The organism is Pseudomonas sp. G2-4, from assembly GCF_030064125.1.
Taxonomy (GTDB): Bacteria; Pseudomonadota; Gammaproteobacteria; order Pseudomonadales; family Pseudomonadaceae; genus Aquipseudomonas.
In genome coordinates this window covers 1891139-1916106 of the sequence record NZ_CP125957.1, presented here as the reverse complement: position 1 = coordinate 1916106, position 24968 = coordinate 1891139, and the positions used below count along the sequence as shown (strand labels likewise).

Below are 24968 nucleotides of genomic sequence, written 5' to 3'. Positions count from 1 at the left end.
GGCGCATCAATGAGAATGCGTCGGCACCAGGGCAATTTGGTAGGGGCTGAAAATCGCCAGCAACTGGCCGTTATCCCGCAGTTTCTGCAGCAGCTGCCCAAACGCTTCGGCCGAGATCGGTGCCTTTGGCCGGATCAGCGCGTAATGGTGGTAAACCTGATCGATCCGTTCAGACACCAGCAACTGCGGGCCGACGTCGGGATTGCGCAACACATAATCGTTAAGATACGAACGGGTCACCAGTGCAACGTCCGCTCGTCCTCGCAACACCATCAGCAGGTTGCTGTCGTGGGAATACGTCAGCGTGGCGTTGAATTGGCCAGTCAAGAACTTGGGATCGGCGTTGAATTCGGCAAAGGCGTAGTGGTAACCGCTGAACAGGGCCAGGCGCTTGCCCCTCAAGTCCTCGAAATAACTCTGCTGTCGATCCGGCTGGCGCTGGGCTACAAAGATCTCGGCATCTTCCAGGCCCATGTCGACCGCGGTATGCGGCACGTCCTGCCAGCCCCAGTCCGGGTTCTCGAAAATCGCCATATCGACCCGGCCTTGCTTGAAATCATTGAAACGGCGCGGAATCGAAGTCGGCACCAGTACGAACTGGTAGTCGGTTTGCAATCGATTCAAGGCTTCGATCATTTGCGGCAACAGGCCGGTGTCGGCACCATTCTCGGGGCGAACGGTGTAGGGCGGAAAATGGGCTGCGCCGATCCGGACCAGTTGCGCCGCTTCAGCCGACAACGTCAAGAAAATGGCCAGTACGGCCAGCACAACACGCGAGGTCATCCCTATCGATGAAAACGTCAAGATAACCCACTCCCCAAAAGTACCCATCACTACTATCAAGCTAGGTGGTTTCAGCCGCTTAGCCAGCGCACGGCCCTTGGAAAGCACCGCTTGATTATTGTTTTTCTTCAAGCACCAGGATCAGGGCCTGCTCGGCCAGCTCATCGAGGCTCAGGCTGCCTTCGGCGCGAAACCAGGTCGTGGTCCAGGACAACGCGCCGGTGAGGAAACGCCGAGTAATGAACACGTCACCGCGAATATACCCGGCTTCCTTGGCCTGGCCCAAGACCTCGAGCCACAAGTCCTCATAAATATCACGCAAGGCCAGCACTTGCCTTTGTCCTTCCTCGGATAACGAGCGCCATTCATAGACCAGCACCGCCATCGCCTCACCGCTGCCGCCCATGATCGACTGCAATTCGCAGCGGATCAATGCCAGCACGCGTTCACGCACGCTGCCCGCCTCGGCCAGGGCTGCACGCATCAATGCGGTGTTGTAGCGAATGGTTTCCTCCATCACCGTGCGCAGGATGTCGTCCTTGCTTTTGAAGTGGTGAAAGAGACTGCCCGACTGAATACCCACGGCGCTCGCCAGGTCACGCACCGTGGTACGTTCGAAGCCTTTGTTGCGAAACAGGTGAGCGGCGGTCTGGAGCAGTTTGCCGCGAGCGCTGTCCGGATCGGTCAATTGCCCGTGGTCGACCAGCTCACGCATCACGCTCAGGGCTTTTTGCTCGTCCACCCGTTCTCTCCTACAGTCGATCGATCAACGTGCGGCCACGGCAGCAAACCGCCGAGGTGGCGCGGGCAATTTAAGCTGGCCGGGGCAACCTAGCAAGCGCTTGGGACGAAGAACGGACGACATTGGCGCGGCTCGGCGCTTGACCACCAGGTTTTGTTGCAGGTCGAAACAGGCACTAGGCGGATGCGCTGGGTTTGACTACGCTCAGACCCATCAGTACGCCGATACCGGGAACCCTGCAATGCCTCACTGGCTGGTGATTGATCTGGAGGCCACCACCGATGAAGGGGGTTGGCCGGTAACCGAAATGGAAATTATCGAAATCGGCGCCACTTTGGTGAACCGTGACGGCCGTGAGGTGGATCACTTCCAGCGTTTCGTGCGGCCCCTGAGACGACCGCTGCTCACGCCTTTCTGTCGCGAACTGACCCACATCACCCAGGCCAACATCGACAGCGCCGCACCGTTGACCGAGGTCTGGCCGGCGTTCGAACGCTGGCTGGCACCCTATAGCTCGAACCTGGAAAGCTGGGTCAGTTGGGGTGATTACGACCGCCAGCAACTGCTTCAGGAGTGGCAGCACCAGCAGTTGCACAGTGTCCTGGGCCATATACCGCATATGAATCTCAAACAGCGCTTCGCCAAGGTCCGGCGCCTGGAACGACCGCTGGGGCTCAATGGCGCGCTGCAACTGGCGGGCCTGCAATTCTGCGGTCAACAGCACCGTGCCCTGGAAGATGCGCGCAATACGGCGCGGTTACTGCCCCTGGTGCTTCCAGGTTGAGCCGCGGGACACAACCCGGCGCGGCAGATGACGTGTGTTGAAGCCTTGTGCATACTGGCCGGCCTTTTTCAGCCCTTTTCGAGGAATCGCCCATGTTTAAAGTCAACGAGTACTTCGACGGCACCGTCAAGTCGATCGCTTTTGGCACTGCCGAAGGCCCTGCGACCATCGGCGTCATGGCACCGGGCGAATACGAATTCGGCACAGCCCAGCGAGAGATCATGCACGTCGTCTCCGGCGCCCTGACCGTGAAACTGCCTGACGGCAACGATTGGGAAACCTTCGCGGCCGGCAGCCAGTTCAATGTACCGGCCAACAGCAAATTCCAGCTCAAGGTGGCCGTAGACACAGCTTACCTGTGCGAATATCGCGGCTGAGCCTGCTCCGTAAATAAAAATGCCCGCGTCCAACGACACGGGCATTTTTCATTTCGAATAGGCTGTTTTATTCGAGCACTTCGACCGGCATGCCGACTTCAAGCCGACCGTTACCGTCGTTGACCAGGTTCTGGCCGAACATCGCACCGTCCGGTGTCGAACGATACTGCTGCAGCGTCGCGAAAGGTTCGCGGCTCGGATCGCGCTCGCCGGTTTGAGGATCGACCGTGGTCATGATGCAGCGCGAGCACGGCTTGACCACTCGAAACTCTACCTCGCCAATACGGATCCGCTTCCAGCCGTCCTCGGCAAACGCCTCACTGCCCTCGACCACCAGATTGGGCCGAAAGCGCAGCATCTCCAGCGGGCGACCGACTCGATTCGACAGGTCCAGCAGTGAAGCCTGGCCGATCAACAGCAACGGGAAGCCATCGGCAAAGGCGACCTTGTCATCATCCTTGCCATAACCCGCCGCGGTGGTACGTGCCAGTTCCACCGGCACATGCACCAGCCGGGTAGGATGGCCGATGAATTCGCTGACCCAGGCCGCCGCCTCGTCACCGGCATCCGGCACACGCAAAGTGTCGCGCCAGATGATAACCCCGCGTCGCTGCTCTTCAAGAACAACCGGCAGCGACACGTCGACGGTGCCGTAGCCTGGCGCGCTGAGCGTCAAGCCGCCCGCCTCATTCCACAAGGCCGAGAGCTGGCTCATCTTCGCCACGGCGCGTTGGGTCAGGAAACGACCGGTACCCTCGTCCACCAGCATCCAGCGCCGGTCACCATCCAACCCGAGCTTATCCAGGCCAATCCCTTGCAGGAGCTGGCCCTTGCCGGACTTCAACGGATACCGATACAGCGCACTCAGCCGCAACATGGTCAACTTCCCTGGAGGCGAAAAAATGCCACCTTATACGAGCCAACCATCGAAGCAAACCACCACCGGATTCAGTCGAGCATCAAACGCTGGCGCACCACATCGACCAGCTTGTCCGGCTGGAATTTGGAGAGGAAATTGTCGCAGCCGACCTTCTTGACCATCGAATCGTTGAAGCTGCCGGACAGCGAGGTGTGCAGGACCACGTAGAGCCCACGCAGACGCGGGTCGTTGCGGATCTCGGTCGTCAGGCGATAGCCGTCCATTTCGGGCATTTCCGCGTCGGTGAAGATCATCAGCAACTTGTCGGTCATCACCTCCCCGGTATCGGCCCAGGCCTTGAGCATGTTCAAGGCTTTCAGACCGTCACTGGCGATGTGCATCTTCACCCCCAATTGACCCAGGGTGTCGCGCAGTTGGGAAAGCGCGACGTTGGAGTCATCCACCAATAGCACTTCACGTCCGCGGGCGCGCTCCAGCACCGGGTCTTCGAGTTTTTCCCGGGAGACCTTGGCGTTGTATGGCACGATCTCGGCCAGGACTTTTTCCACGTCAATGATTTCCACCAACTGATCGTCCACCTTGCTGATGGCGGTCAGGTAATGTTCACGGCCGGCACTGGTCGGGGGCGGCAGGATGGCTTCCCAGTTCATGTTGACGATGCGGTCTACGCCGCCCACCAAAAATGCCTGAACCGAACGGTTGTATTCGGTGACGATGATGGTGCTATTGGCCCCCGGCACCAACGGACGCATGCCGATGGCCTGGGACAGATCGATCACCGGAAGCGTCTGGCCGCGCAAATTGACCACGCCGCACACGAATGGATGGCGCTGCGGCATCAACGTCAGCTTCGGCAGTTGCAGCACTTCCTGGACCTTGAATACGTTAATGGCGAACAACTGTCGCCCCGCCAGGCGAAACATGAGAATTTCCAGGCGATTCTCACCCACCAGTTGGGTTCGCTGATCTACTGTATCGAGAATGCCGGCCATCGATGACTCCTGGGCTTGTTCGGATGAATCTTATAAAGGGCTATCGGCTGCATGTGCCGAATCTTGACCCCCAGATGAAATACGACGAAGGGTGTTGATGTCACATTAACATCATGCTTTACTGGCTTCACGGTTTAATCCGCCCTTTTCCCCCGCTGCGCGACATCTGTTTGCGCATAAGGTTCCCTTGCGTAAGGGATTCCCCTAGCAACAATCAGGTCCAACCTGATATTCCCGCTTTCCAATAGCCATTAATGTGACGCCATTCTCATTGCTGAATGGAGTCAGGCCTTTGTGCGCGACCGCAGGACTTCGGATTTCCAGCCTTTCGGCCGATCCCGCCAATGCAATGGGTTGCGATTTGGTCATTGCCGAACGGCAACGATATGCCGACTCGTCTTCGTTCGTTGTTGGCGGTGAAGTCCAGCCGTTCGCCACACGCGATTTTCTTTCGCCTGACATGATGTTGGAGACAAGCATGCCGAACGATCGTAAGAACTGGAGTCAGCGCCTTCCTGAGTTTTTGACCGAAGCCGAGACGCTTCTGGCCAAGTCGGAGGAATGCCTGAGCCATTTGCAACTGATCAGCAACGACAAGGACGCCATCGATTGCATGCTCAGCACTTTGCTGAAGCTCGCCAACAAAGCCGATGCCCTGGCGCTGGAAGCCGTTTCGGAGTTCTCCTTGCATATCCATGGCTTGCTCAGCCATGCGCAAAACCACGTGGAACTGCATGATCAGGCCTTGGGCGCGCTCAAGGATTGTTTCACCCTGATGGCCTGGCAACTGGAGCTGGTCGATCACAGCACTGGCCAACTCGGCCTGGACAGCAGCGAACAGACCTCGCTGATCGAAGCATTTGCGGTCCAGGTAGGCCAGGACCCCTGCGAGACATTGCCAGCGCCGCGCCCGATGGGGTTGGTACCCTACCCGCAGGAACAAGCCTGATGCTGTACCTGGCCCATGACAGTTTTTTCGCCTCCATGCCAAGCGCGACCAACGATTATTGAAGTGGTACTATCTCTCGCGTCAGTCGTTTCAGACAACGGCGCAAAAACCGTCAACTGAAGATGACTTCGACCTGAAACGTTTACCCGTCCCGGCCTGTCAGATGCGCTGACCGGCTTGCCCGCAGCGAACATTCATTGGCTCCATCCGCTATGTATGCCAGCATCAAGTCATTCATCACCTGGCCTCCCTCCCGAGAAAACGCCCGCCGCTTCACATTATTATTGTGTATCTGCTCGGCCCTCGGCTGCCTGCTGACTTATCTGTTCGCCCATACGGTGCCATTGAGCCTGCTGGCACTGAATGTCGCGGCCATGACCTGTGTCTGGATCCACCACCGGCTGTCGCGCAAATCCATCAAGTTCCAACCCCAGGAACTGGCCGACCGGTTACTTGAGGTCCAGGAAAACGAGCGCCATCGACTCAGCCGCGAATTGCACGACGACATCGGTCAGCTGCTGACTGCGGCGAAATTGCAAAGCGAATGGCTCAAGCGCCGGATGCCGGAAGAACTGCAGGGCCAATGCGCGATCCTCTGCGAAACCCTGGACGAAACCCTGAACAAGGTCCGCGATGTGTCAGCGATCCTCAACCCCCGGCAGCTGACCAGCCTGGGACTTGAAGCCTGCCTGCGTGCGCACTTGCTCAAGACCCTGGCCAACACCCCGGTGAAATGGAGCCTCGATTGCCAGCAGCGCATGACAGGTATTCCGGAGGAAATGACGGTCGCCGCCTTCCGAATCACCCAGGAGGCGGTCACCAACATCTTGCGCCATGCCCAAGCGAAGAATCTGCTGGTGCGCCTGCAACGCTTACCCGAAGGACTGACGCTGCTGGTCAGCGACGATGGCCAGGGATTTGTCCCCGCCGCCCACCCCGCCCGCGAGGGCCAACGCGGCATGGCCGGAATGTCGGAGCGGGCCGAGCAATTGGGCGGCACCCTCAAGGTCATCAGCGCGGCCGGCAAAGGCACACACATCGAAGCACGCTTTCCCTGGGCGCCCCGAGCCCTGGAACGAGCCAGTAAGAATAAGGTTCTCCATTGATTTGTAATTTGCTCCTGGTAGACGACCATTCGCTGATCAGGGCCGGCGTGCGCGCCCTGGTCATGGACCTTCCCGGCTATGCGGTCATCGGCGAAGCCAATGACGGCTCGCAATTGCTGGAGCTGGTAGAACGGCTGGTTCCGGATATCGTGCTGCTGGACATCTCCATGAAAAACACCAGCGGCCTGGACGCCTTGCGACAGCTCAAGCAGGTGCGCCCTCACAGCAAGGTGCTGATCCTGTCGATGCACACCGATCCGGCGCTGATCATGCAGGCCCTGGAGTCCGGCGCCCATGGCTATCTGCTCAAGGACACGACCCCCACCGAGCTGGAGCATGCCCTGGAGGCGTTGCGCAACGACGAACGCTACCTGAGCCCCGCCATCGCCCACACCGTGATCAACCAGGCGCTGACCCGTGTCCAGAAACATCAGCCCGACCCCGCCCAGACCCACAACCTGACCGCGCGCCAATTGGAAATACTGCGGCTGATCGTGCGCGGCAAGTCCACCCGGGAAATTGCCAACGGCCTGAGCCTGAGCATCAAGACCGTGGAAACCCACCGGGCACAAATCATGAAACGGCTACACATTCATGACGTGGCCGGGCTGGTGTTGTTCGCGGTGCGCGAACAGATCATCAGCCTGGACGATTGAGCCTCGCCGACGCGCCAAGCAGAGGCGAATCGGATGGCAAGTGCAGGTGCAGCGCCTTTGCACGCACAGTGAAGCGCAGGCTGTTCACCTCCAAGGGTTCGCCATCGAGGTTGATGTCCAGGCCCTGGGCGACCTTGATCTCCACCCACGGCAAGCGGGCGCGCACAAACATGTTGTCGATGCCCAGGCCACCGGCCAGCAAGTCTTTCAACGTACTGACCACTTCCTGAGGCGCCGGCAGGATGCTGATATCCAGCAATCCGTCATCGGCCAGCGCCTCCGGGCACAGCACATGGCCACCCCCGGCCTGCCGGCCATTACCGATGCCCAGCGCCAGCAAATCGCCCTGCCATTGGAAGCCGGGGCCCTGCAACTCGCCATAGGCCGCACTCAGCTCACTGAAGCGCGATAAGCCCGTGAACAGGTACGCGGCACCTCCCAGGACTTTCTTCAGGTCTTCGGAGGTGTTCGCGGTCACCTGGCTGCCAAAACCGCCTGTCGCCATGTTCAGGAAAATCTGGCCGCCGACTTCGCCCACATCAACGGCCTGGGGCGCGACATCCAGCAAGTCCAGTGCTTGGGCCGGTTCCAGCGGGACACCCGCCGCCCGGGCAAAATCATTGGCAGTGCCCAGCGGCAGCAACACCAGGCTGGCATCGCTCGACTTGAGGACAATTGCCTCGGCGATATCACGCAAGGTTCCGTCACCGCCACCGGCAATCAGGCGCGTGTAACCGGCGGCCAGCGCTTCTTCGACGCATCGCCGGGCATCACCGGCCTCCCAGGTCAACCGTACTGCCAGGTCCCAGCCCTGCTTGCGCTTGAGCATCACTGCGGTACGAACCTCGTCGTTGAGCGCTTGCTTGCCATGCAAAATCATCAGCGCCTTGCCTTTGCTCATCGTTGTCTCCGTCACTGGAAGGTTCTGGGAATGGGACCGCTTATTTGCCCGAAAAAGCCCAGCTCGCCTCAATTTAATAAAAAACACGATATCCGACGCCCAGGAAAAAACGACGGAGCAGCCCACCCGATCAATACTTCTCCATTCGAAGAATTTTCTTACAAGACTTGGCGAATCAGGTCAATTGACCCTCTAGCCATATTGAGACACCTTGGCATTCTGTTGTGCGGGACCCTTAAAACGCTCATTTACACAAGGATGTGCTAACTCATGGATGGATACATCACGGCCCGCTGGGGCCGGATCAGAGGTTCGAACAGTTATGGCCAAAGGGATGAAGCGTCCCATGCGTAGCCATGAATACAAGATCTCGGCCCCGCAGCTCGCGTCCTTTGGGACTGGGCGGGCCGATACTCGAAACGAATGCAAAAGTTGCAGTAATCCCGCTGGAGGAATTGATTTGGAACCGCGCGTCGTTGAACTGGAAACCCACCTCAAATACATCCGCAAAGACATGGATGAAATCCGCACCGACGTAAAGGTGATCCGCCACAGGCTGGCCTATTCGGCCGGCGCGGCAGCGGTGGTCATCGGTCTGCTGGGATGGGTTGCGAACAGTCGTTTTGATCAGTTGGTGCTGCTGCTCTCGCGATAAAGGCAACGGGCATGAGGGCCCGAGTATTCGACTCGGGCCGCAGTCCGTTACTGCAGCAGCACTAGTCCAGGACTTCGCTCAAGGGGATAAAGCCAACTGGGTCACCGTCGACCAGCGTCTGCCCTTCGAGCACCTCGACCAGACCGTCAGCCCAGGCTGCGCTGCGCAGGACACCGGAGCTTTGATTTCGGTAGATGATCGCCCGACCGTTTTCCATGCGGCCTCGCAGGTATTCGCGGCGACCGCCTGCCTTCGGCCAGGCAAACCCGGCCGGCACCGTGAACTTGAGCGGTGCTACCGACTGGACACCTTGGCGTCGCAGCAGGTAAGGCCGTGCCAGCAGTGCGAACGTCACCAGTGTCGAGGCGGGGTTTCCAGGCAGGCCTATCACCGGCACGCCCCGAAAATGCCCGAACGTCAGCGGTTTCCCAGGCTTGATGGCGAGTTTCCAAAGCGTCAACTCCCCCTCCTCGCGCAAAGCGATACCCAAAAAATCCGCCTCCCCTACCGATACGCCGCCAGTGGACAGGATCAGGTCGACATCCGACAACTGCGCGAGGCGTTTACGAGTGGCTGGCAAGTCGTCGGGCAGGATACCCGCATCAACGATTTCACAACCCAGGCGCTGCAACCAGCCACAGAGCAGCACGCGGTTACTGTTGTAGATCTGACCCGGGCCCAGCATCAGACCGGGCTCGACCAGTTCGTCACCGGTGGACAGGACGGCGACGCGCACCCTGCGCACCACTTCCAGCGACGCACAGCCCAAGGATGCCGCCAGCCCCAGCTCGATCGGCCCCAAGCGAGTACCCGCAGATAGGACTTGCTCCCCGACGGTTGTTTCCTGCCCTTGAGGGCGAATGTTCTGCCCACTGACCATGGGCTCGGTAAACCGCACCCGCTCGTCACTTTCGATGACGACGTTTTCCTGCATCTCGACGCAATCGGCGCCGGCAGGGACTGGCGCCCCTGTGAAGATCCGTGCACAAGTGCCAACCGCCAGCGGCTCCGGGGCCTGCCCGGCGAAAATACGCTGGCTGACCACCAGCGGCTCTGCATTCCAGTCAGCCAGCCGCAAGGCATAGCCGTCCATGGCGCTGTTGGGCCATGGTGGCAAATCAAGGGTCGACACCAGATCCTCGGCGAGTACCCGCCCTTGTGCTGCGGCCAAAGGCACACGCTCGCGCTGGACAATCGGCGTGGCCGCCGCCATCTCGAGCAGTCGCTCCAACGCGACTTCGACGGCCATCAAGGCCCCGGCCTTGCCCGGTTTACCCACGGGATTCACAAGCCGCTGCCTGTTTCAAATGGGGTACGAAGTTACACGGGCGATGCCGTGCATCCAGTTGCTCGGCGAGGATTCCGTCCCACCCGGTGCGCACCGCATTGGTGGAGCCCGGCAGGCAGCACACCAGCGTGCCATTGGCCAAGCCCGCCAGCGCCCGGGACTGAACCGTGGAAGTGCCGATATCCGCCACGGAAATCTGCCGGAACAACTCGCCAAAACCATCGACCTGCTTGTCCAGCAGGCATGCAACGGCTTCCGGGGTGCTGTCGCGACCGGTAAAACCGGTGCCGCCCGTGATCAACACCACTTGCACCACGTCCTCGGCAATCCAGGTCGCGACTTGCGCCCGAATCTTGTACAAATCATCTTTGAGCAGGACCCGCTCCGCCAGGTTGTGGCCGGCCGCCGTGAGCCGGTCGACAAAAACCTGCCCGGACGTGTCGGTTTCCAGGGTACGGGTATCACTGACTGTCAGCACCGCGATATTGAGCGGTACGAAAGGTACATCAGCCTTGGCTTTCATAGGCTCGTCCAGTTGTAGAGAAAACAGCCCGGTGTTATATCACAGCGCTTCATTTTTTCGCCTGTGCGGAGATACGCCATGACCACAAACACGCCGCTGCCATCATGCTCCATTCTGCTCCTGGCGGGCGGGCGCGGACAACGCATGGGCGGGCAAGACAAGGGTCTGTTGGAGTGGCAAGGCGAGCCGCTGATTGCCCATCTGCATCGCCAGACCCGGGCGTTGAGCGATGACCTGATTATCTCTTGCAACCGCAACCCGGAACGTTATGAGCTGTACGCCGATCAACTAGTGCATGACGAAGAAGGCGACTTTCCCGGTCCGTTGGCGGGTATCCGCGCGGGCCTCAAGGTGGCAAGGCATCCGTATCTGCTGGTGCTGCCTTGCGACGTTCCGCAAATCGACTCACACCTGCTCGACAGCATGCGCGAAACAGCCAGCCATCATCCTGGCATGCCGCTCATGGTGCGTCACGGTGAGCATTGGGAACCGCTGCTGTGCGTCATTCCGCGGGCACTGGCCGCGGCCTTCGAACAGGCCTGGAACGCAGGCGAACGCAGCCCCGGTCGCATCATGCGCAACCTCCACGCCGTTGCCTTGCAATGCCCAGCCAACGACCCTCGGCTGGCCAATCTGAACACACCGGAACTTCTGACCCAACACAAAGGCGTGTCAGATTGACACTAGCCAGGAACTTGCATGCGATGTATACGTCTGAAGGTTAGTAACTTGAAGAATCCATTTCGGAGAAACACCATGACTCAACGGACCCTCGCCACTTTCATGCTCGCACTGGGCCTCGCCACTCTCGCCGGTTGCGCATCGCCAACAGTGATCACCTTGAATGACGGTCGCGAAATCCAGGCCGTCGACACGCCTCAATACGACGAAGACAGCGGCTTCTACGAATTCGAGCAACTGGACGGCAAGCAGACTCGCGTGAACAAGGATCAGGTTCGGACCGTTAAGGACCTGTAATCTTCATCACCATAGCCAGATACAGAAAGACGGCGCTTTTTCCGAGAGGGAAGGCGCCGTTTTTTTTGGGCTTCGTTTTGGGGGGTGATGGATGTGTATCTTATGGGTGGGGTTTCTTAGTTCGTGTGTATATCCGTTTTTTCGGTAACGGCGACTGGCGGTTCCGCTTTTACAGCGGCTCACTTTTGAGAAGCGCAAAAGTAAGCAAAACGCTTTTGCCCCACCACTCGGTGCCTCGCCTAGGCTCGGCATGCCCGAACGTAGGCATTGCTCCGTGGGCCCGCCGCGAAGGACCATCCATGGTCCAGCGCGGCTACCTCGGCATCCATGCCGAGGTGCCCACTGCGCAATACCTACGTTCGGCCATCGTGGTTAACGGGGCGCCGAGATCAACGTCCGCCGCGAGGCGGCCTGAGAGCCGACCTGGTTCTCTCGGTCGTACTCCGATCCAACTGTGGGAGCGAGCCTGCTCGCGAAGGCGGCCTGACAGCCGGCCTGTTTCTTGCGGCTGTACTTCGATCCCCTTGTGGGAGCGAGCTTGCTCGCGAAGGCGGCCTGACAGCCGGCCTGTTTCTTGCGGCTGTACTCCGATCCCCTTGTGGGAGCGAGCTTGCTCGGGATGGCGATGGATCAGTCAATGAAGATGTTGAATGCTCCGGCCTCTTCGCGAGCAAGCTCGCTCCCACAGGAGAAACGCGGTCCTACCCCAAACCAGGTCGGCTCTCAGGCCGCCTCGCGGCGGACGTTGATCTCGCTGCCCCATTAACCACTATGGCCGAACGCAGGCATTGCGCAGTGGGCCCACGGAGCAATGCCGCAGTGAGGGCACACCGAGCCTAGGCGAGGTGCCAAGTGGTGGGGTGTTTTTGGTTACTTTTGGCGCTCTCCAAAAGTGACCCGCCGTAAGGGCGGAACCCTAAGTCGCCGTTACCGAAGAAAAGGATATACACACAAACTATAAAGCATTCCATGCGGGCTTTTTTTGCCACTCCGAAAGCCAGACTGATTACCAGTGCAGCACAATGCCGCTTTCAAAAACACGTTCCTGGCCAATGACAGGATCGATGAAACGCAACCCTTGGGCCAGCAGCTTGAGCGGATTGGCGTAATCGTCCTCCGCATCCCGAAGCACGTCGGGGTAAAACGGATCGTTGCAGATACCCGCGCCAAGGGCGCTCATGTGAACCCGCAACTGGTGCTTCTTGCCCGTGACCGGATACAGACCATAGCGCCACAGCTCGCCGTTTCTCTCCAACACTTCAATGGTCGTTTCGGTATTGGGTTCACCCGGTCCTTCCTGCATCCGAAAGAACGGTTCGCCATCGATCATTCGGCTTTTATGCACCCGAGGAAAAGCCAGTTCAGGCAACGCACGAGCAATGGCCTGGTAGCGCTTCTCGATCCGACGCGTGGGAAACAGTGATTGATAAGCCGAACGGGTGTCCGGGTTGGCTGAAAACAACACCAGCCCGGCCGTGTGTCGATCGATACGGTGCAAGGGCACCAGATGGGGATTGTCCAATCGCCGGATCAACCGTCGCAACAAGGTTTGCTCGACATACTCACCCGCCGGGGTGACCGGTAGAAAATGCGGCTTGTCCGCCACCACCAAATGCTCGTCGGCGTACAGGATCGACTCCACCACCGGGATCGGTTTTTCGTCGGGCACTTCACGAAAATAATGGATACGCAGGCCTTCACGGTACGGCAGGTCGATACGGATCGCCTTGCCCTCCGCATCCAGTACCCGGCCCCGGGCGATTCGGTCCAGCCACTGTTCGCGACTGATGGCGCTGAAATGCGCGCACAGACACTCCAACACTGTCTGCCAGGTGCCGGGGGGCAGATACAACGTGCTGGCCTGATGGTGCGCGGCGGAAAACGAGGAACCGGACATTGAAAACTCTTGATCTTTTTTGCAGGGCCGCATTATCCGACAGTCTCGCCCGCTAACCCAACAATGATTGTTTCATGCCGGGATCGACGTTGGCTTCGCCGCCGCCTCGGTGAACTCTTTCAGCCAGCGCAGCACCTCCACCGCCTCCCAACGACCCGGATCGTACAAGGCGTACAACAGGCCTTGGTAACCCACCACATCCAGCTGCTTGTGGTAACCGGCACGCTGGAACAACGCCTCGATCTCAGCGAAGCAGGTGTTGAAGTGCAGTTTGTTGAAGGGCGTCTTGCCTTCGGTCACCAGCCCGTCCAGGCGCAACTCCTGGACCGCCTCGCGCACAACGTCCACGGACATCCGGTTCACGCTGTTTTTCAATTGTTCGACATTGACCAAGGGACGCACTCCAGATAGCTGTATGAACATACAGTAACCCAAGAATGCGATTTTCGCCAATGCTGGCGTGAGGACTCATACGGCGGAAAACGATCAACGTAGAAACGCGGCGACCCGGTCGGGGTCATCGAAAGGCCAGTCCAACTCCTCCCCCGTATCGACTCTGAGCAACACCGGAATACGCAGTCCATAGGTTTCGGACAGCAGCTCGCTCTCGGCGATATCCACCAGCTCCACCAACAATCCATGTTCAACGAAAGGCATCAGCACCCCTTCGGCAACTTCACAAAGATGGCACCCCAAGGTGCCTAGCAACTGGCATTCAGGCGACATGACAGGTAGACCCACGAAAGAGAGACGGTCATTCTAGGCCCGTCCCGGGCAACCGTCGAGCCGGGGCCATGCCTCATGGTTGTTTCGGTAAAACGCTGATGCAAATCACTGAACGCTGAAGTTGTTTCGGCGATGCTTATCGTTTTTTCCGCTCTACGCTGTGCATCAGAGTCTTGAATCGGAGTGCCCCTTGTTTGCCAATCTGCTGATCATTCTTGCCTCGTCCCTGGTGGTCATCGCCCTGTTCCGGCGACTGCGCCTACCACCGGTGCTGGGCTATCTCTGTGTCGGCCTGGCCGTCGGGCCAACGGCGCTGGACTGGGTGAACGACAGCGAAGATCTGCCAGACCTGGCCGAGCTCGGCGTGGTTTTCCTGCTGTTCTCGTTGGGGCTGGAGTTCTCCCTGTCGAAGATGCTCGAACTGCGCCGGGTGGTGTTTGGCCTCGGCAGCCTGCAAGTGCTGTGTTCGGGCGCAATCCTGGCTGCCTTGCTGGCATTCTCCGGCGCACCAGTGATCGCGGCTCTGTTGCTCGGTGCGGGACTGGCGTTGTCATCCACCGCCATTGTCAGCAAGGAATTGACCAGCCTGGGGGAGATTTTCAGCAGCCACGGCCAGAACGCCATCGGTGTGCTGCTGTTCCAGGACGTCGTCGCCGTGCTCTTGTTGACCCTGGTGCCGGTGTTCGCCGGCAGCAGCGAGCACCCATGGTACTGGGCACTGCCCCTGACCCTGGGCAAGACACTGGTGCTGTTTGGCGGCTTGTTGTTGGCCAGTCGCCTGTTACTTCCCCGACTGTTCCATGAAGTGGCCGCGTCAAAGTCCGCTGAACTCTTTGTGCTGCTGGCGCTGGTGATCGTGTTGCTGACGGCATGGCTGACGCATCTGCTCGGCTTGTCACCCGCACTGGGGGCGTTTCTGGCGGGCATGCTGCTGGGGGAAAGCCATTATCGGCATCAGATCGAGGCCGATATCCGGCCATTCCGCGACATCCTGCTGGGATTGTTTTTTGTCAGCATCGGCATGTTGATCGATCTGCAGCTGTTCGTGGATGACGGCTTGCTGATCCTGGGATTGACCCTGGGCTTGATGCTCCTCAAGGGCGCCGTGGTCGCCGTGCTGGTGAAATGCCGGGGCAGTGACGGTGAAACCGCCTGGCGCAGCGGCCTGGCCCTGGCCCAGGGTGGCGAATTCTGTTTCGCCCTGATGGCGTTGATGCAGCAGAACCGCCTCATGCCCGCCGACATCAGCGGCCTGCTGCTGGCGGCGACGTTCTGCTCGATGCTACTCACCCCGCTGTTGCTGCGCGCTGCGCCACGCATCGCCGCCCGCCTGTACCGCAAACCCAACGAAGCAGCGCAACTGGACCAGATCAGTGCGCTCAACGCAGGCTTGTCGGGTCATGTGGTCATTTGCGGTTATGGGCGCGTCGGCCAGTCCATCGGGCGATTCCTGCGCCGTGAAAACCAGGCGTTCGTCGCCCTCGATGACGACCCGATCATCATCCAGGAAGCCACCGTCGGGGAACACTGCGTGCATTACGGGGATTCACGCCGGGGGGATCTGCTCGCCGCCGTCGGACTGAGCCGCGCCAGGTTACTGGTGATTGCAGTCGACAAGACCGACATCGCCATCACTGTGCTCAAGGAAGCCCGGCGGCTCAACCCAAAGGTGCCGATCCTGGTACGCACCCGCGATGACAGTCAACTGGCCGAGTTGCAAGCTGCCGGGGCCAGCGAAGTGGTCCCGGAGCTGCTGGAATCGAGTCTCATGCTAGCGTCCCACGCCCTGATCATGCTCGGCCTGCCGGAGCAGCAGGTCCGGCAGCATGTGGATCAGGTCCGTCATGACCGCTATCGTTTGCTGCACGGTTTTTATCCTGGCAATCAGGACAAGGAGCCTTAGCGCAAGGGTCAGTCCTGGCTGACCGCGCCGATCTTGTGAATTGACAGGTCGGCGCCGTAATACTCCTCTTCCTGGGTCAGCCGTAGCCCCAGCAGGAACTTGATCACGCCATAGACCACGAACCCTCCAGCCAGGGCGATAAAGACCCCCAGCGCCGTGCCGATCAATTGGCTGATCAAGCTGACCCCACCCAGACCGCCCAAGGCGCTGTGCCCAAAGATGCCGCAGGCTATGCCACCCCAGACGCCGCACAGCCCATGCAACGGCCAGACGCCCAGCACATCGTCGATTTTCCATTTGCCCTGGGCAGCGGTGAAACACCAGACAAACAAGGCACCGGCAATGACTCCGGTGGCCAGCGCGCCGATTGGGTGCATCAGGTCGGAGCCGGCGCAGACCGCCACCAAGCCGGCCAGCGGACCGTTGTGCAGAAAGCCCGGGTCGTTGCGCCCGACAATCAGTGCCGCCACGGTACCGCCCACCATGGCCATCAGTGAATTGACTGCCACCAAACCGCTCACCCCAGGCAGGGTCTGGGCACTCATCACGTTGAAACCGAACCAGCCGACAATCAGGATCCACGACCCCAGGGCCAGGAACGGAATGCTCGAAGGCGCGAACGCCACCAGGCGACCGTCCCGATAACGGCCGTTACGCGGCCCGAGCAGAAGTACGGCGGCCAATGCCAGCCAGCCTCCCATGGCATGCACCACCACGGAACCCGCAAAGTCGTGGAAGCTGGCACCGAACTGCGCTTGCAGCCAGGCTTGCAGACCGAAATTGCCGTTCCAGATCAAACCTTCGAAGAACGGATAGACAAACGCCACGATCAGCACAGTGGCGCACAACTGCGGCGCGAACCGGGCACGTTCGGCAATCCCGCCGGAGATAATGGCCGGGATCGCGGCGGCAAATGTGAGCAGGAAAAAGAACTTCACCAGGCTGTAACCATGATCGGCACTGAGCGCCGCTGCCGGCTGCAGAAAGGTCACACCGTAGGAAATCCAATAGCCTATGAAAAAATAAGCCAAGGTCGAGACAGCGAAATCGCTGAGAATTTTAGACAGTGCGTTGACCTGGTTCTTTTGCCGGACGGTTCCCACTTCAAGGAACGCAAAACCGGCATGCATCGCCAGAACCATGACCGCACCGAGCAGAATGAACAGCGTATTGGAGCTGTGGACGAGACTTTCCACAGCACTTTGCATATTTTCCATGGTGTTGGCAGACCTGAAAAAGTTGAAAAAAGCACCAAACCGGTTCGCTCGCCCTGCCGACGCACCAAGTTGAAACGATGCAAGGGCCAGCCGAAAGCCCGCGAACCGCTTTGGTGCGAAAAAATTGACAACACGACGTCCCGCTTTGAGGCACTTCGCGGGTTTTGATTATTTGGGTTAAGGTTTCGCGGGGTTGTGCCCAGCTTCAGCGCGCTGGCGCGGGGTGTCGCACCAGTACATGGCAAAGCCTGAGCAAAAGTTGTACCAGACACTTTCACTGAACCTTCCAGCAAGGCTCATACTCGAACGCTTCAGACGTCACTTACGGAGATTCACCCATGGCCAGAACCCAGGCAAAGACTGCTCAAGAAATCCTGATGGAAGATTTTCAGACGCTGGTCAGCGACACCGAGCGGTTGCTGGATCACACCGCGACACTGGCGGGTGATCAGGCTGATGAATTGCGCAGTCAGATTCACGAAAGCCTTTTGCGCGCCCGTGAAACCCTCAAATTGACCGAAGACTCGGTACGCGAACGTGGCCAGGCTGCGGTCGCCGCCACGGAGGAATACGTACAGGCCAACCCTTGGCAATCCGTCGGCATTGCAGCGGGCGTGGGCTTTTTGATTGGTCTACTGGCAACACGGCGCTGATCATGGGTATCGAACAACCGGGCTCGTCCGAGGCGGGCACACAACCTACGGCGCGCCGCCTGGGCGCGGCATTCCTTGGTTTGCTGCACAGCCATGTCGAACTGTTCGGCATTGAATTGCAGGAACAAAAGGCCCGTACCGTCAGCCTCTTGCTGTTTGCCGGGCTTGCGTTGGTGTTCGGTTTGCTGCTGTTGGTCGGGCTTTCGGCGCTGGTGCTGATCCTGGTGTGGGACACCTATCGTCTGGCGGGAATTATCGGGCTGTGCCTTTTTTACCTGCTGGCCGCGCTGTTCTGCGGTCTTCGGCTCAAGGCAGCGATCTATGATGAGTCCTCCCCCTTCCACGCCACCCTCGAAGAATTGGCCAATGATCGGGAGCGCCTGTTGCCATGAGCCTGCCTGATATTCCTCAAGCCCGGACACGCCAGGAAATGCGCAAGGCGCTGGTGCGCCTGCGCATGGAAATGCACCGCCAGGAAATCCGCCAGGAAACGCGCCAGTTGCTGCAACCCCTGCAACGGGTTCGCGGCTTGACGCAAAGCTGGCATGAAGGCTTCGGCATCAAGCATGCGCCACTGTGGGGCGTGGCGGCGGTGTCCTTGCTCGGCTTCATCACCGGCAAACGCAGCCGCAGCGGTCGCTCCGAAGGCCTGGCCGGCCTGGTCCGACTGGCGACAACGCTGTTGCCGTTGATTAAATTGGCCAAGGACGTGCGCAAACCCTGAGACCCCTCGCCACGGGGTTTTGTGCTCTGCGCACGAACCCATATCGCTTGCAGGGCGCCCCACGAACCGGGAAGCTAGGGCATCGACCCCATCAAACGGAGTAACCGGCCTTGGATTGGCATACCCTGCTGACTCGCGAACGCCTCGGGAAAACGTTGCACAGCCCTGAAGAACTGGGCCGAACCCCCTTTCACAAAGACCACGACCGCATCATCTTTTCCGGCGCCTTCCGCCGCCTCGGGCGCAAGACCCAGGTGCATCCGGTCTCCAGCAACGATCACATCCACACGCGCCTGACCCATTCCCTGGAAGTCAGTTGCGTAGGACGTTCCCTGGGCATGCGCGTGGGAGAAACCATCCGCGGTGCCCTGCCCGACTGGTGCGAACCGAGCGACCTGGGCATGGTGGTGCAATCGGCCTGCCTGGCCCACGACATCGGTAACCCACCGTTCGGTCATTCCGGCGAAGACGCTATCCGCTACTGGTTCCAGCAAGCCGCAGGCCGCGGTTGGCTTGACGCCATGAGCGAAGCCGAACGCAACGATTTTCTGAATTTCGAAGGCAACGCCCAAGGGTTCCGGGTCCTCACACAGCTTGAGTACCACCAGTTCGACGGCGGCACCCGGCTGACCTATGCCACCCTCGGCACCTATTTGAAATACCCCTGGACCGCCCGCCACGCCGACTCCCTGGGCTACAAGAAGCACAAGTTCGGTTGTTACCAGAGCGAACTGCCCCTGCTGGAGCAGATCGCCCACAAACTCGGGCTGCCACAGATCGAAGACCAGCGCTGGGCGCGGCATCCATTGGTGTACCTGATGGAAGCCGCCGATGACATCTGTTACGCGCTGATCGACCTGGAAGACGGTGTGGAGATGGACCTGCTGGAGTATCCACAGGTGGAGTCGCTGCTCCTGGACCTGGTGGGCGACGATCTTCCAGACACTTACCGTCAGCTTGGACCACTGGACTCCCGTCGACGCAAACTGGCGATCTTGCGGGGCAAGGCCATCGAGCACCTGACCAACGCCGCCGCCAGGGCGTTCGTCGAGCAACAAGAGGCGTTGCTGGCCGGCACGCTGCCAGGAGACCTGGTGGAGCATATGCACGGTCCCGCCAAGCGTTGCGTGCTGAATGCCAAGGACATGGCGCGCAAGAAAATATTCCAGGACAAGCGCAAGACCCTCCACGAGATCGGCGCCTACACCACGCTGGAGATCCTGCTCAACGGCTTTTGCGGAGCGGCCCTGGAACAGCACGGTGGCCGTACGCCCTCGTTCAAGAATCGGCGCATTCTCGACCTGCTGGGCAACAACGCGCCCGACCCCAACGGCCCTCTGCACAGCGCGTTCCTGCGAATGATCGATTTCATCGCCGGGATGACCGACAGTTACGCCAGCGAAATGGCCCAGGAGATGACCGGCCGCACCCGCCAGTGAAAGGCGATTTACGGATCCTGTGCCCGAGCATGAAACCTGTGGGAGCGAGCTTGCTCGCGATAGCGGTAGGTCAGTCAACTTCAATGCGGCTGATCCGACGCTATCGCGAGCAGGCTCGCTCCCACAGGGATTTGGGGTGGACATGAGATTTGAGCAATGCCCGTACTTCAGAAAACAGCGTGTAACCAGCGGCAACTGTTAAACAACCCTGTCGGCCACTTGTTTACATAAATAACATCCTGAAGGAAATATCCTTTCACAAACGGCCAGCAAGCCCTCTTCTGTTTCATCAACCTACTAAAAACCCAATTACACCGTAGTACCTTGCCTCTTTTTTTGTAGGAAAGATCTGAAACTAAGGATGCATGCCTTGCTCCACGTACGGCCCCAGCTTTAACTGGGCTAAGGTGCGCGCTTTATTTAAGCGCGTAGGATACTTTACTCATGAACTCCGTTTTCATTGTCGACGATCATCCGGTCATCCGCCTCGCCGTTCGCATGCTCCTGGAACATGAGGGCTATAAGGTCGTAGGGGAAACTGACAACGGCGTCGACGCGATGCAAATGGTGCGCGAATGCATGCCAGACCTGGTTATCCTGGACATCAGCATTCCCAAACTTGACGGGCTGGAGATCCTTTCGCGCTTCAACGCCATGGCCACTCCGCTGAAAACGCTGGTGCTCACGGCACAGTCGCCAACGCTCTTCGGTATCCGATGCATGCAGTCCGGCGCCTCCGGTTACGTTTGTAAACAAGAAGACCTCAGTGAACTTGTCAGCGCCATCAAAGCCGTATTGTCCGGCTACAACTATTTTCCCAGCCAGGCGCTGAACCCGGTACGCCAGGATGACCCGCGCAGTATAGAGCTGGATCTTTTCAAGAGCGTCAATGATCGGGAATTGATGGTATTGCAACTGTTTGCCCAGGGCCGCACCAATAAAGAAATAGCCAAGGGTATGTTCCTAAGTAACAAAACCGTCAGCACCTATAAAAAACGGCTCATGCAAAAGCTGAAAGTCAAATCCCTGGTAGAACTGATTGAAATGGCCAAGCGCAACGCGTTGGTATGAGAAGGAACAGGATGCTCACATGCATAAGAGATTGTCTCCTGCTGATAAGCGCATGGTTATATGCAGGAGCCCTCGCAGCAGCCTCGGGCATGCCCGAGGCCTACACGCTTCTGGGTCGTTCGACTCCCGCCCATAACGAGGCCAGACTGGATGACGCCCACCGCGCCTGGCTACAGGACCGGAAGGCGTTGGTTCTGGGAACCTCGGCGCCGGACTATCCGCCCTTCGATCTCTCCACCAGCGGGCGCGACTATGAGGGCATGACTGCCGACTACGCCGCCGTCATCGCCAAAGCGACCGGGCTGCCCATGAAGGTCCTGCGATTCGACTCCCGTGAGGCGGCCATTGCTGCGCTCAAGAATGGACAAATCGACATGCTGGGGACTGCCAACGGTTTCGAAGCCCGCACCCCCGACATTGCCCTGTCGACGCCGTATGCAGTAGACCAACCCGTCCTTGTGACCCGTCTGAATGAAAGCCGATCCTTGACTGAAGACCTCAAGGGATTGCGGCTAAGCATGGTCTATCACTACCTGCCACTGCAGGAAATCGAAAATCTCTACCCCCAGGCGATCATCACCTCCTATCCCTCCTACCAGAACGCCATAAACGCCGTCGCCTTCGGCCAGGCCGATGTCTTTCTCGGCGATACCATTTCCACCCATTACATGATCAGCAAGGGTTATCTGAGCAACATCCGCATGGCCAGCTTCGGAAAGCATGAGTCCCACGGGTTTGGCTTCGCGGTACGCCGCAACGATACCCGGCTATTGGAGATCATCAACGCCACGCTGAACCAGATTTCCATCGCCGAGCAAGCAGCCATCTTCAAGCGATGGAGCGCAGGCAGTGACCTGTTTCTCACGGAACACAAAATACAACTGGCCGACCGGGAAGAGCGCTGGCTGGCCCGGCATCCGGTGATTCGGGTGGCCGTGAACGAGACGTCGGCGCCCTTCACATTCTTTGATTCGGACGGCGATTTTCGCGGGATCAGCGCCGACCTGCTGGAACTGATCCGACTGCACACCGGCCTGCGCCTGGACATCCAGCGGCATCCGAACGACAGCGAAATGATTGCCGCGGTCCTGAATGACGAAGCCGACGTGATTGCCGCCCTGTTGCCGAGCAGGGAACGGCAACAACAGTTGAAATTCAGCCGTCCCTATGTCGATACCTCGTTCGTCCTGCTGACGCGTAAATCATCCGATACACCTGCGACACTCGACCAGTTCGGGACCCGTAGCCTGGCGATCGCCAAAGGCAATCCGGTTATCGCATGGCTGCGCAAGCAGTATCCGAACATCAAAATAATCGAAACTGTCGACCCTCTGCACGCCATTGAAATGCTCGCCCAGGGCCAGGTCGATGGCGGCGTTCACTCCCTGGTCATGGCCAACTATTTCATCTCGTCCCATGCACTGCGCGACACCTTGCAAATCAGCAGCACGGTCGGCACGCAGCAGGCCATGTTCTCCTTGGCCACCGCGAAAGATGCCACAGAGTTGAATGCCATTCTCGACAAGGCCCTGACCAGCATCGACCCCGACGAACTGGGCGTCATCAACAACCGCTGGCGCGGCTACGTCTCGGCATCGGAACAGACCTGGCGCACCTACAACCGCCTGTTCTTCCAGATTGTCGCAGGCGTCGGCCTGTTGCTGCTGCTTTCACTGGCCTGGAATGCCTACATGCAACGCCAGATCAGGCAACGACAACGGGCAGAATTGGCCCTCAATGACCAGCTCGAGTTCATGCACTCGCTGCTCAACGGCACCCCTCACCCCATCTACGTAAGGGATCGCAATGGCTTCCTGCAAAGCTGTAACGACAGCTACCTGGAAACGTTCGGGGCCAAACGCGAAGACGTCATCGGCAAGAACGCCATGCCGGGGTCCATGAGCAATGCTTTCGAAGCGCAGGAGTACCAGGCGGACTACCAGCGCGTCATGGCCGAAGTCACTGCCCTTGTCGTGGATCGGCCGCTGCACATCGGTGATAGACAGCTGACGATCTATCACTGGATCCTCCCCTACCGCAACTCCGCCGCTCAAGTGCAAGGGATCATCGGCGGGTGGATCGACATCAGTGAGCGGCGCCAGCTTTTCGAGGAACTGCGAGCCGCCAAGGAACGGGCCGACGGCGCGAACCGGGCCAAAAGCACGTTCCTGGCAACCATGAGCCATGAAATCCGCACCCCCATGAACGCGGTGATCGGCATGCTTGAACTGGCCTTGAAACATGCCGACAAGGGCCACTTTGACCGCTCGACAATCGAAGTCGCATACGAATCAGCCGCCGGCATGCTGGAGCTGATCGGCGATATCCTGGACATCGCACGGATCGAATCAGGTCATCTGAGCCTGGCACCCGAGCGGGTCAATCTCAGGGCCATGCTGCAGTCGGTCATTCGGGTCTTCGAAGGCGTGGCCCGGCAGAAAAACCTGGCGTTGTCATTGCAATTTGACCCGCGCGAAGGCAACCCGGACGTGTTGATGGACCCGTTGAGATTCAAGCAGGTACTGTCGAACCTGATCAGCAATGCCCTCAAATTTACCGAGCAGGGTCAGGTGCAGGTCAAGGTCCACCTGTCTCGAACCGCTCAGGACAACGTCGTGCACATGCAGCTGGAGGTCATTGACAGCGGCATCGGCATCTATCCGGCGGACCTGAAACGTTTGTTCGAGCCTTTTGCCCAGGTCGACAATACCGGTCGGATGGCCCGAAAAGGTGCAGGGCTGGGCCTGGTGATCAGTCGCAACCTGTGCCAGATGATGGGCGGTACCCTGCACATGAACAGCCAGCCGGGCACCGGCACGCAGGTCCAGGTTGGCCTGCAACTGACCGTCCTGCCCACGACAACGGCTGACGTTCTCCCGACCCCGGTGATCGAAACGGCCGCGGCCGCTTTGAACGTCCTGGTGGTGGACGATCATCCGGCCAATCGCTTGCTGATGTCGCAGCAGCTGGAATACCTCGGCCATCACTATCAGGTGGCCCACGATGGCGCACAAGGGTTCAAGGCTTGGCACGCGGGGCATTTCGACCTGATCATCGCCGATTGCAACATGCCTATCATGAGCGGTTACGAGTTGGCCCGATCGATTCGGCGGCAAGAGACCGAACAACAACTGCCGCCCTGCACCATCCTGGGGTTTACCGCCAATGCACAACCGGAGGAAAAGCAACGCTGTCAGGACGCCGGCATGGACGACTGCCTGTTCAAGCCGATCAGCCTGAGCGCCTTGAGCCAATGGATGAAGGCGGTCAAACCCGCCAGCCGACCACGGGTGTTCAATATGCTGAGCCTGCAGGCATTGACCGGCGGTGACCCTTCATCCACCCGGCGCCTGTTGGCCGAATTGCTCAACAGCAACCGCGCGGACCGCCAGGAATTGCTTGAGATCGCCCGTGCCGGCAACCGCCAGGCACTGATCGAAGCGGCACACAAGATAAAAGGCGTCGCCCGGATTGTGCAGGCAACCTCGTTGCTCCAGCGGTGCGAGGCACTGGAGCAAGCGTGCCAGCAAGCACAGGCGCCTGAACGGATGATCGAATGCGCGGAAGCCCTCGAACATGCCATGACGGAACTGGAGCGAGCCCTGGAAAAAGAGATCGCCAAGGCAAAATAATCCAGCGTTTACTATGCTGTTCGCTCAGCAGTGCGTATCAGGGGGCGTTCTTAATCAATTACCCCACCGTACCGGAAGACTGATTGAGAACG

26 protein-coding genes are annotated in these 24968 nt (G+C 59.3%); 15 read left to right on the top strand and 11 right to left on the bottom strand.

The features are described 5' to 3' along the window. Nucleotides 1-6: 6 nt before the first annotated feature. Nucleotides 7-783: a substrate-binding periplasmic protein gene (locus tag QNH97_RS08585; RefSeq protein WP_283556440.1), complete on the bottom strand. Its 777-nt coding sequence runs from the start codon at nt 781-783 to the stop codon at nt 7-9. Nucleotides 784-898: 115 nt separating this feature from the next. Continuing rightward, nucleotides 899-1525, bottom strand: a complete 627-nt coding sequence (locus QNH97_RS08580; protein ID WP_283556439.1) for a TetR/AcrR family transcriptional regulator — start codon at nt 1523-1525, stop codon at nt 899-901. A gap of 241 nt (nt 1526-1766) precedes the next feature. Here QNH97_RS08580 and QNH97_RS08575 point away from each other — a divergent pair, with 241 nt between their 5' ends. Then, nucleotides 1767-2309, top strand: a complete 543-nt coding sequence (locus tag QNH97_RS08575; RefSeq protein WP_283556438.1) for a 3'-5' exonuclease — start codon at nt 1767-1769, stop codon at nt 2307-2309. A 92-nt stretch (nt 2310-2401) separates the two neighbouring features. Further along, a complete protein-coding gene (gene ppnP, locus QNH97_RS08570) occupies nt 2402-2686 on the top strand; it encodes a pyrimidine/purine nucleoside phosphorylase (protein WP_283556437.1) in 285 nt (94 codons plus the stop codon). Nucleotides 2687-2753: 67 nt separating this feature from the next. On the opposite strand, the gene QNH97_RS08565 is transcribed toward ppnP, so the two are convergent. Together QNH97_RS08565 and QNH97_RS08560 are read right to left on the bottom strand one after the other, a co-directional pair. Next, entirely contained in the window at nt 2754-3563 is an 810-nt protein-coding gene (locus tag QNH97_RS08565) for an MOSC domain-containing protein (protein WP_283556436.1), read from the bottom strand. Nucleotides 3564-3634: 71 nt separating this feature from the next. After that, nucleotides 3635-4558, bottom strand: coding sequence for a chemotaxis protein CheV (locus QNH97_RS08560; RefSeq protein WP_283556435.1), 924 nt, complete (start codon nt 4556-4558; stop codon nt 3635-3637). A 478-nt stretch (nt 4559-5036) separates the two neighbouring features. Here QNH97_RS08560 and QNH97_RS08555 point away from each other — a divergent pair, with 478 nt between their 5' ends. From QNH97_RS08555 to QNH97_RS08545, 3 genes are all read left to right on the top strand, one after another. Further along, on the top strand, nt 5037-5507 hold the full coding sequence (locus QNH97_RS08555; protein WP_283556434.1) for a hypothetical protein: 471 nt from the start codon (nt 5037-5039) through the stop codon (nt 5505-5507). Between the two features lie 212 nt (nt 5508-5719). Then, complete coding sequence (locus QNH97_RS08550) at nt 5720-6613, top strand: sensor histidine kinase (RefSeq protein ID WP_283556433.1); 894 nt, start codon at nt 5720-5722, stop codon at nt 6611-6613. Next, the gene (locus tag QNH97_RS08545; protein ID WP_283556432.1) at nt 6610-7269 is read left to right on the top strand and encodes a response regulator; all 660 of its coding nucleotides are present in this window, start codon (nt 6610-6612) and stop codon (nt 7267-7269) included. The genes QNH97_RS08550 and QNH97_RS08545 overlap by 4 nt, the downstream gene beginning before the upstream one ends. On the opposite strand, the gene yegS is transcribed toward QNH97_RS08545, so the two are convergent. Further along, nucleotides 7253-8170 (bottom strand): lipid kinase YegS, encoded by a 918-nt coding sequence (gene yegS / locus QNH97_RS08540; RefSeq protein ID WP_283556431.1) that lies wholly within the window; start codon nt 8168-8170, stop codon nt 7253-7255. The genes QNH97_RS08545 and yegS overlap by 17 nt on opposite strands. A 346-nt stretch (nt 8171-8516) precedes the next feature. On the opposite strand from yegS, the gene QNH97_RS08535 reads away from it, so the two are divergent. After that, nucleotides 8517-8825: a hypothetical protein gene (locus QNH97_RS08535; protein WP_283556430.1), complete on the top strand. Its 309-nt coding sequence runs from the start codon at nt 8517-8519 to the stop codon at nt 8823-8825. A 61-nt stretch (nt 8826-8886) separates the two neighbouring features. Here the strand turns inward: QNH97_RS08535 and QNH97_RS08530 are convergent, their stop codons facing one another. Next, a complete protein-coding gene (locus tag QNH97_RS08530) occupies nt 8887-10074 on the bottom strand; it encodes a molybdopterin molybdotransferase MoeA (protein WP_283557446.1) in 1188 nt (395 codons plus the stop codon). 22 nt (nt 10075-10096) lie between these two features. After that, on the bottom strand, nt 10097-10636 hold the full coding sequence (moaB, locus tag QNH97_RS08525) for a molybdenum cofactor biosynthesis protein B (RefSeq protein WP_025212649.1): 540 nt from the start codon (nt 10634-10636) through the stop codon (nt 10097-10099). 78 nt (nt 10637-10714) lie between these two features. Between moaB and mobA the strand changes: the two genes are divergently transcribed. Further along, nucleotides 10715-11317, top strand: coding sequence for a molybdenum cofactor guanylyltransferase MobA (mobA, locus tag QNH97_RS08520; RefSeq protein WP_283556429.1), 603 nt, complete (start codon nt 10715-10717; stop codon nt 11315-11317). 75 nt (nt 11318-11392) lie between these two features. Beyond that, a complete protein-coding gene (locus QNH97_RS08515; RefSeq protein WP_283556428.1) occupies nt 11393-11614 on the top strand; it encodes a YgdI/YgdR family lipoprotein in 222 nt (73 codons plus the stop codon). 1006 nt (nt 11615-12620) lie between these two features. Here QNH97_RS08515 and QNH97_RS08510 read toward each other — a convergent pair. The 3 genes from QNH97_RS08510 to QNH97_RS08500 form a co-directional block, all read right to left on the bottom strand. After that, on the bottom strand, nt 12621-13511 hold the full coding sequence (locus tag QNH97_RS08510) for a pseudouridine synthase (RefSeq protein WP_283556427.1): 891 nt from the start codon (nt 13509-13511) through the stop codon (nt 12621-12623). A 72-nt stretch (nt 13512-13583) separates the two neighbouring features. After that, nucleotides 13584-13904, bottom strand: coding sequence for a transcriptional regulator (locus tag QNH97_RS08505; RefSeq protein WP_135844442.1), 321 nt, complete (start codon nt 13902-13904; stop codon nt 13584-13586). Between the two features lie 93 nt (nt 13905-13997). Next, nucleotides 13998-14237 carry a glutaredoxin family protein gene (locus tag QNH97_RS08500; protein WP_283556426.1) on the bottom strand — a complete coding sequence of 80 codons (240 nt, stop codon included), beginning with the start codon at nt 14235-14237 and terminating at the stop codon, nt 13998-14000. 190 nt (nt 14238-14427) lie between these two features. Between QNH97_RS08500 and QNH97_RS08495 the strand changes: the two genes are divergently transcribed. Continuing rightward, nucleotides 14428-16140: a cation:proton antiporter gene (locus QNH97_RS08495; protein ID WP_283556425.1), complete on the top strand. Its 1713-nt coding sequence runs from the start codon at nt 14428-14430 to the stop codon at nt 16138-16140. 8 nt (nt 16141-16148) lie between these two features. On the opposite strand, the gene QNH97_RS08490 is transcribed toward QNH97_RS08495, so the two are convergent. Continuing rightward, nucleotides 16149-17357: an ammonium transporter gene (locus tag QNH97_RS08490; protein WP_283556424.1), complete on the bottom strand. Its 1209-nt coding sequence runs from the start codon at nt 17355-17357 to the stop codon at nt 16149-16151. Between the two features lie 338 nt (nt 17358-17695). Here QNH97_RS08490 and QNH97_RS08485 point away from each other — a divergent pair, with 338 nt between their 5' ends. From QNH97_RS08485 to QNH97_RS08460, 6 genes are all read left to right on the top strand, one after another. Continuing rightward, nucleotides 17696-18010, top strand: coding sequence for an ElaB/YgaM/YqjD family protein (locus QNH97_RS08485; RefSeq protein ID WP_283556423.1), 315 nt, complete (start codon nt 17696-17698; stop codon nt 18008-18010). A gap of 2 nt (nt 18011-18012) precedes the next feature. Next, nucleotides 18013-18402, top strand: coding sequence for a phage holin family protein (locus QNH97_RS08480; RefSeq protein ID WP_025212640.1), 390 nt, complete (start codon nt 18013-18015; stop codon nt 18400-18402). After that, nucleotides 18399-18734 carry a hypothetical protein gene (locus QNH97_RS08475; protein WP_283556422.1) on the top strand — a complete coding sequence of 112 codons (336 nt, stop codon included), beginning with the start codon at nt 18399-18401 and terminating at the stop codon, nt 18732-18734. The genes QNH97_RS08480 and QNH97_RS08475 overlap by 4 nt, the downstream gene beginning before the upstream one ends. Before the next feature lie 110 nt (nt 18735-18844). Further along, nucleotides 18845-20173, top strand: a complete 1329-nt coding sequence (locus QNH97_RS08470) for a deoxyguanosinetriphosphate triphosphohydrolase (RefSeq protein WP_283556421.1) — start codon at nt 18845-18847, stop codon at nt 20171-20173. Nucleotides 20174-20617: 444 nt separating this feature from the next. After that, nucleotides 20618-21244, top strand: a complete 627-nt coding sequence (locus tag QNH97_RS08465) for a response regulator transcription factor (RefSeq protein WP_283556420.1) — start codon at nt 20618-20620, stop codon at nt 21242-21244. An 11-nt stretch (nt 21245-21255) separates the two neighbouring features. Continuing rightward, nucleotides 21256-24876, top strand: coding sequence for a transporter substrate-binding domain-containing protein (locus QNH97_RS08460; RefSeq protein WP_283556419.1), 3621 nt, complete (start codon nt 21256-21258; stop codon nt 24874-24876). Nucleotides 24877-24968: the final 92 nt, after the last annotated feature.

What these genes read in the sequence shown, in the direction of transcription:
- QNH97_RS08585 (WP_283556440.1), bottom strand. Translation starts at nt 783, where the DNA reads ATGACCTCGCGTGTTGTGCTGGCCGTACTGGCCATTTTCTTGACGTTG.
- QNH97_RS08575 (WP_283556438.1), top strand. Translation starts at nt 1,767, where the DNA reads ATGCCTCACTGGCTGGTGATTGATCTGGAGGCCACCACCGATGAAGGG.
- ppnP (WP_283556437.1), top strand. Translation starts at nt 2,402, where the DNA reads ATGTTTAAAGTCAACGAGTACTTCGACGGCACCGTCAAGTCGATCGCT.
- QNH97_RS08565 (WP_283556436.1), bottom strand. Translation starts at nt 3,563, where the DNA reads ATGTTGCGGCTGAGTGCGCTGTATCGGTATCCGTTGAAGTCCGGCAAG.
- QNH97_RS08560 (WP_283556435.1), bottom strand. Translation starts at nt 4,558, where the DNA reads ATGGCCGGCATTCTCGATACAGTAGATCAGCGAACCCAACTGGTGGGT.
- QNH97_RS08555 (WP_283556434.1), top strand. Translation starts at nt 5,037, where the DNA reads ATGCCGAACGATCGTAAGAACTGGAGTCAGCGCCTTCCTGAGTTTTTG.
- QNH97_RS08550 (WP_283556433.1), top strand. Translation starts at nt 5,720, where the DNA reads ATGTATGCCAGCATCAAGTCATTCATCACCTGGCCTCCCTCCCGAGAA.
- yegS (WP_283556431.1), bottom strand. Translation starts at nt 8,170, where the DNA reads ATGAGCAAAGGCAAGGCGCTGATGATTTTGCATGGCAAGCAAGCGCTC.
- QNH97_RS08535 (WP_283556430.1), top strand. Translation starts at nt 8,517, where the DNA reads ATGCGTAGCCATGAATACAAGATCTCGGCCCCGCAGCTCGCGTCCTTT.
- QNH97_RS08530 (WP_283557446.1), bottom strand. Translation starts at nt 10,074, where the DNA reads ATGGCCGTCGAAGTCGCGTTGGAGCGACTGCTCGAGATGGCGGCGGCC.
- moaB (WP_025212649.1), bottom strand. Translation starts at nt 10,636, where the DNA reads ATGAAAGCCAAGGCTGATGTACCTTTCGTACCGCTCAATATCGCGGTG.
- mobA (WP_283556429.1), top strand. Translation starts at nt 10,715, where the DNA reads ATGACCACAAACACGCCGCTGCCATCATGCTCCATTCTGCTCCTGGCG.
- QNH97_RS08515 (WP_283556428.1), top strand. Translation starts at nt 11,393, where the DNA reads ATGACTCAACGGACCCTCGCCACTTTCATGCTCGCACTGGGCCTCGCC.
- QNH97_RS08510 (WP_283556427.1), bottom strand. Translation starts at nt 13,511, where the DNA reads ATGTCCGGTTCCTCGTTTTCCGCCGCGCACCATCAGGCCAGCACGTTG.
- QNH97_RS08500 (WP_283556426.1), bottom strand. Translation starts at nt 14,237, where the DNA reads ATGTCGCCTGAATGCCAGTTGCTAGGCACCTTGGGGTGCCATCTTTGT.
- QNH97_RS08490 (WP_283556424.1), bottom strand. Translation starts at nt 17,357, where the DNA reads ATGGAAAATATGCAAAGTGCTGTGGAAAGTCTCGTCCACAGCTCCAAT.
- QNH97_RS08485 (WP_283556423.1), top strand. Translation starts at nt 17,696, where the DNA reads ATGGCCAGAACCCAGGCAAAGACTGCTCAAGAAATCCTGATGGAAGAT.
- QNH97_RS08480 (WP_025212640.1), top strand. Translation starts at nt 18,013, where the DNA reads ATGGGTATCGAACAACCGGGCTCGTCCGAGGCGGGCACACAACCTACG.
- QNH97_RS08475 (WP_283556422.1), top strand. Translation starts at nt 18,399, where the DNA reads ATGAGCCTGCCTGATATTCCTCAAGCCCGGACACGCCAGGAAATGCGC.
- QNH97_RS08465 (WP_283556420.1), top strand. Translation starts at nt 20,618, where the DNA reads ATGAACTCCGTTTTCATTGTCGACGATCATCCGGTCATCCGCCTCGCC.
- QNH97_RS08460 (WP_283556419.1), top strand. Translation starts at nt 21,256, where the DNA reads ATGCTCACATGCATAAGAGATTGTCTCCTGCTGATAAGCGCATGGTTA.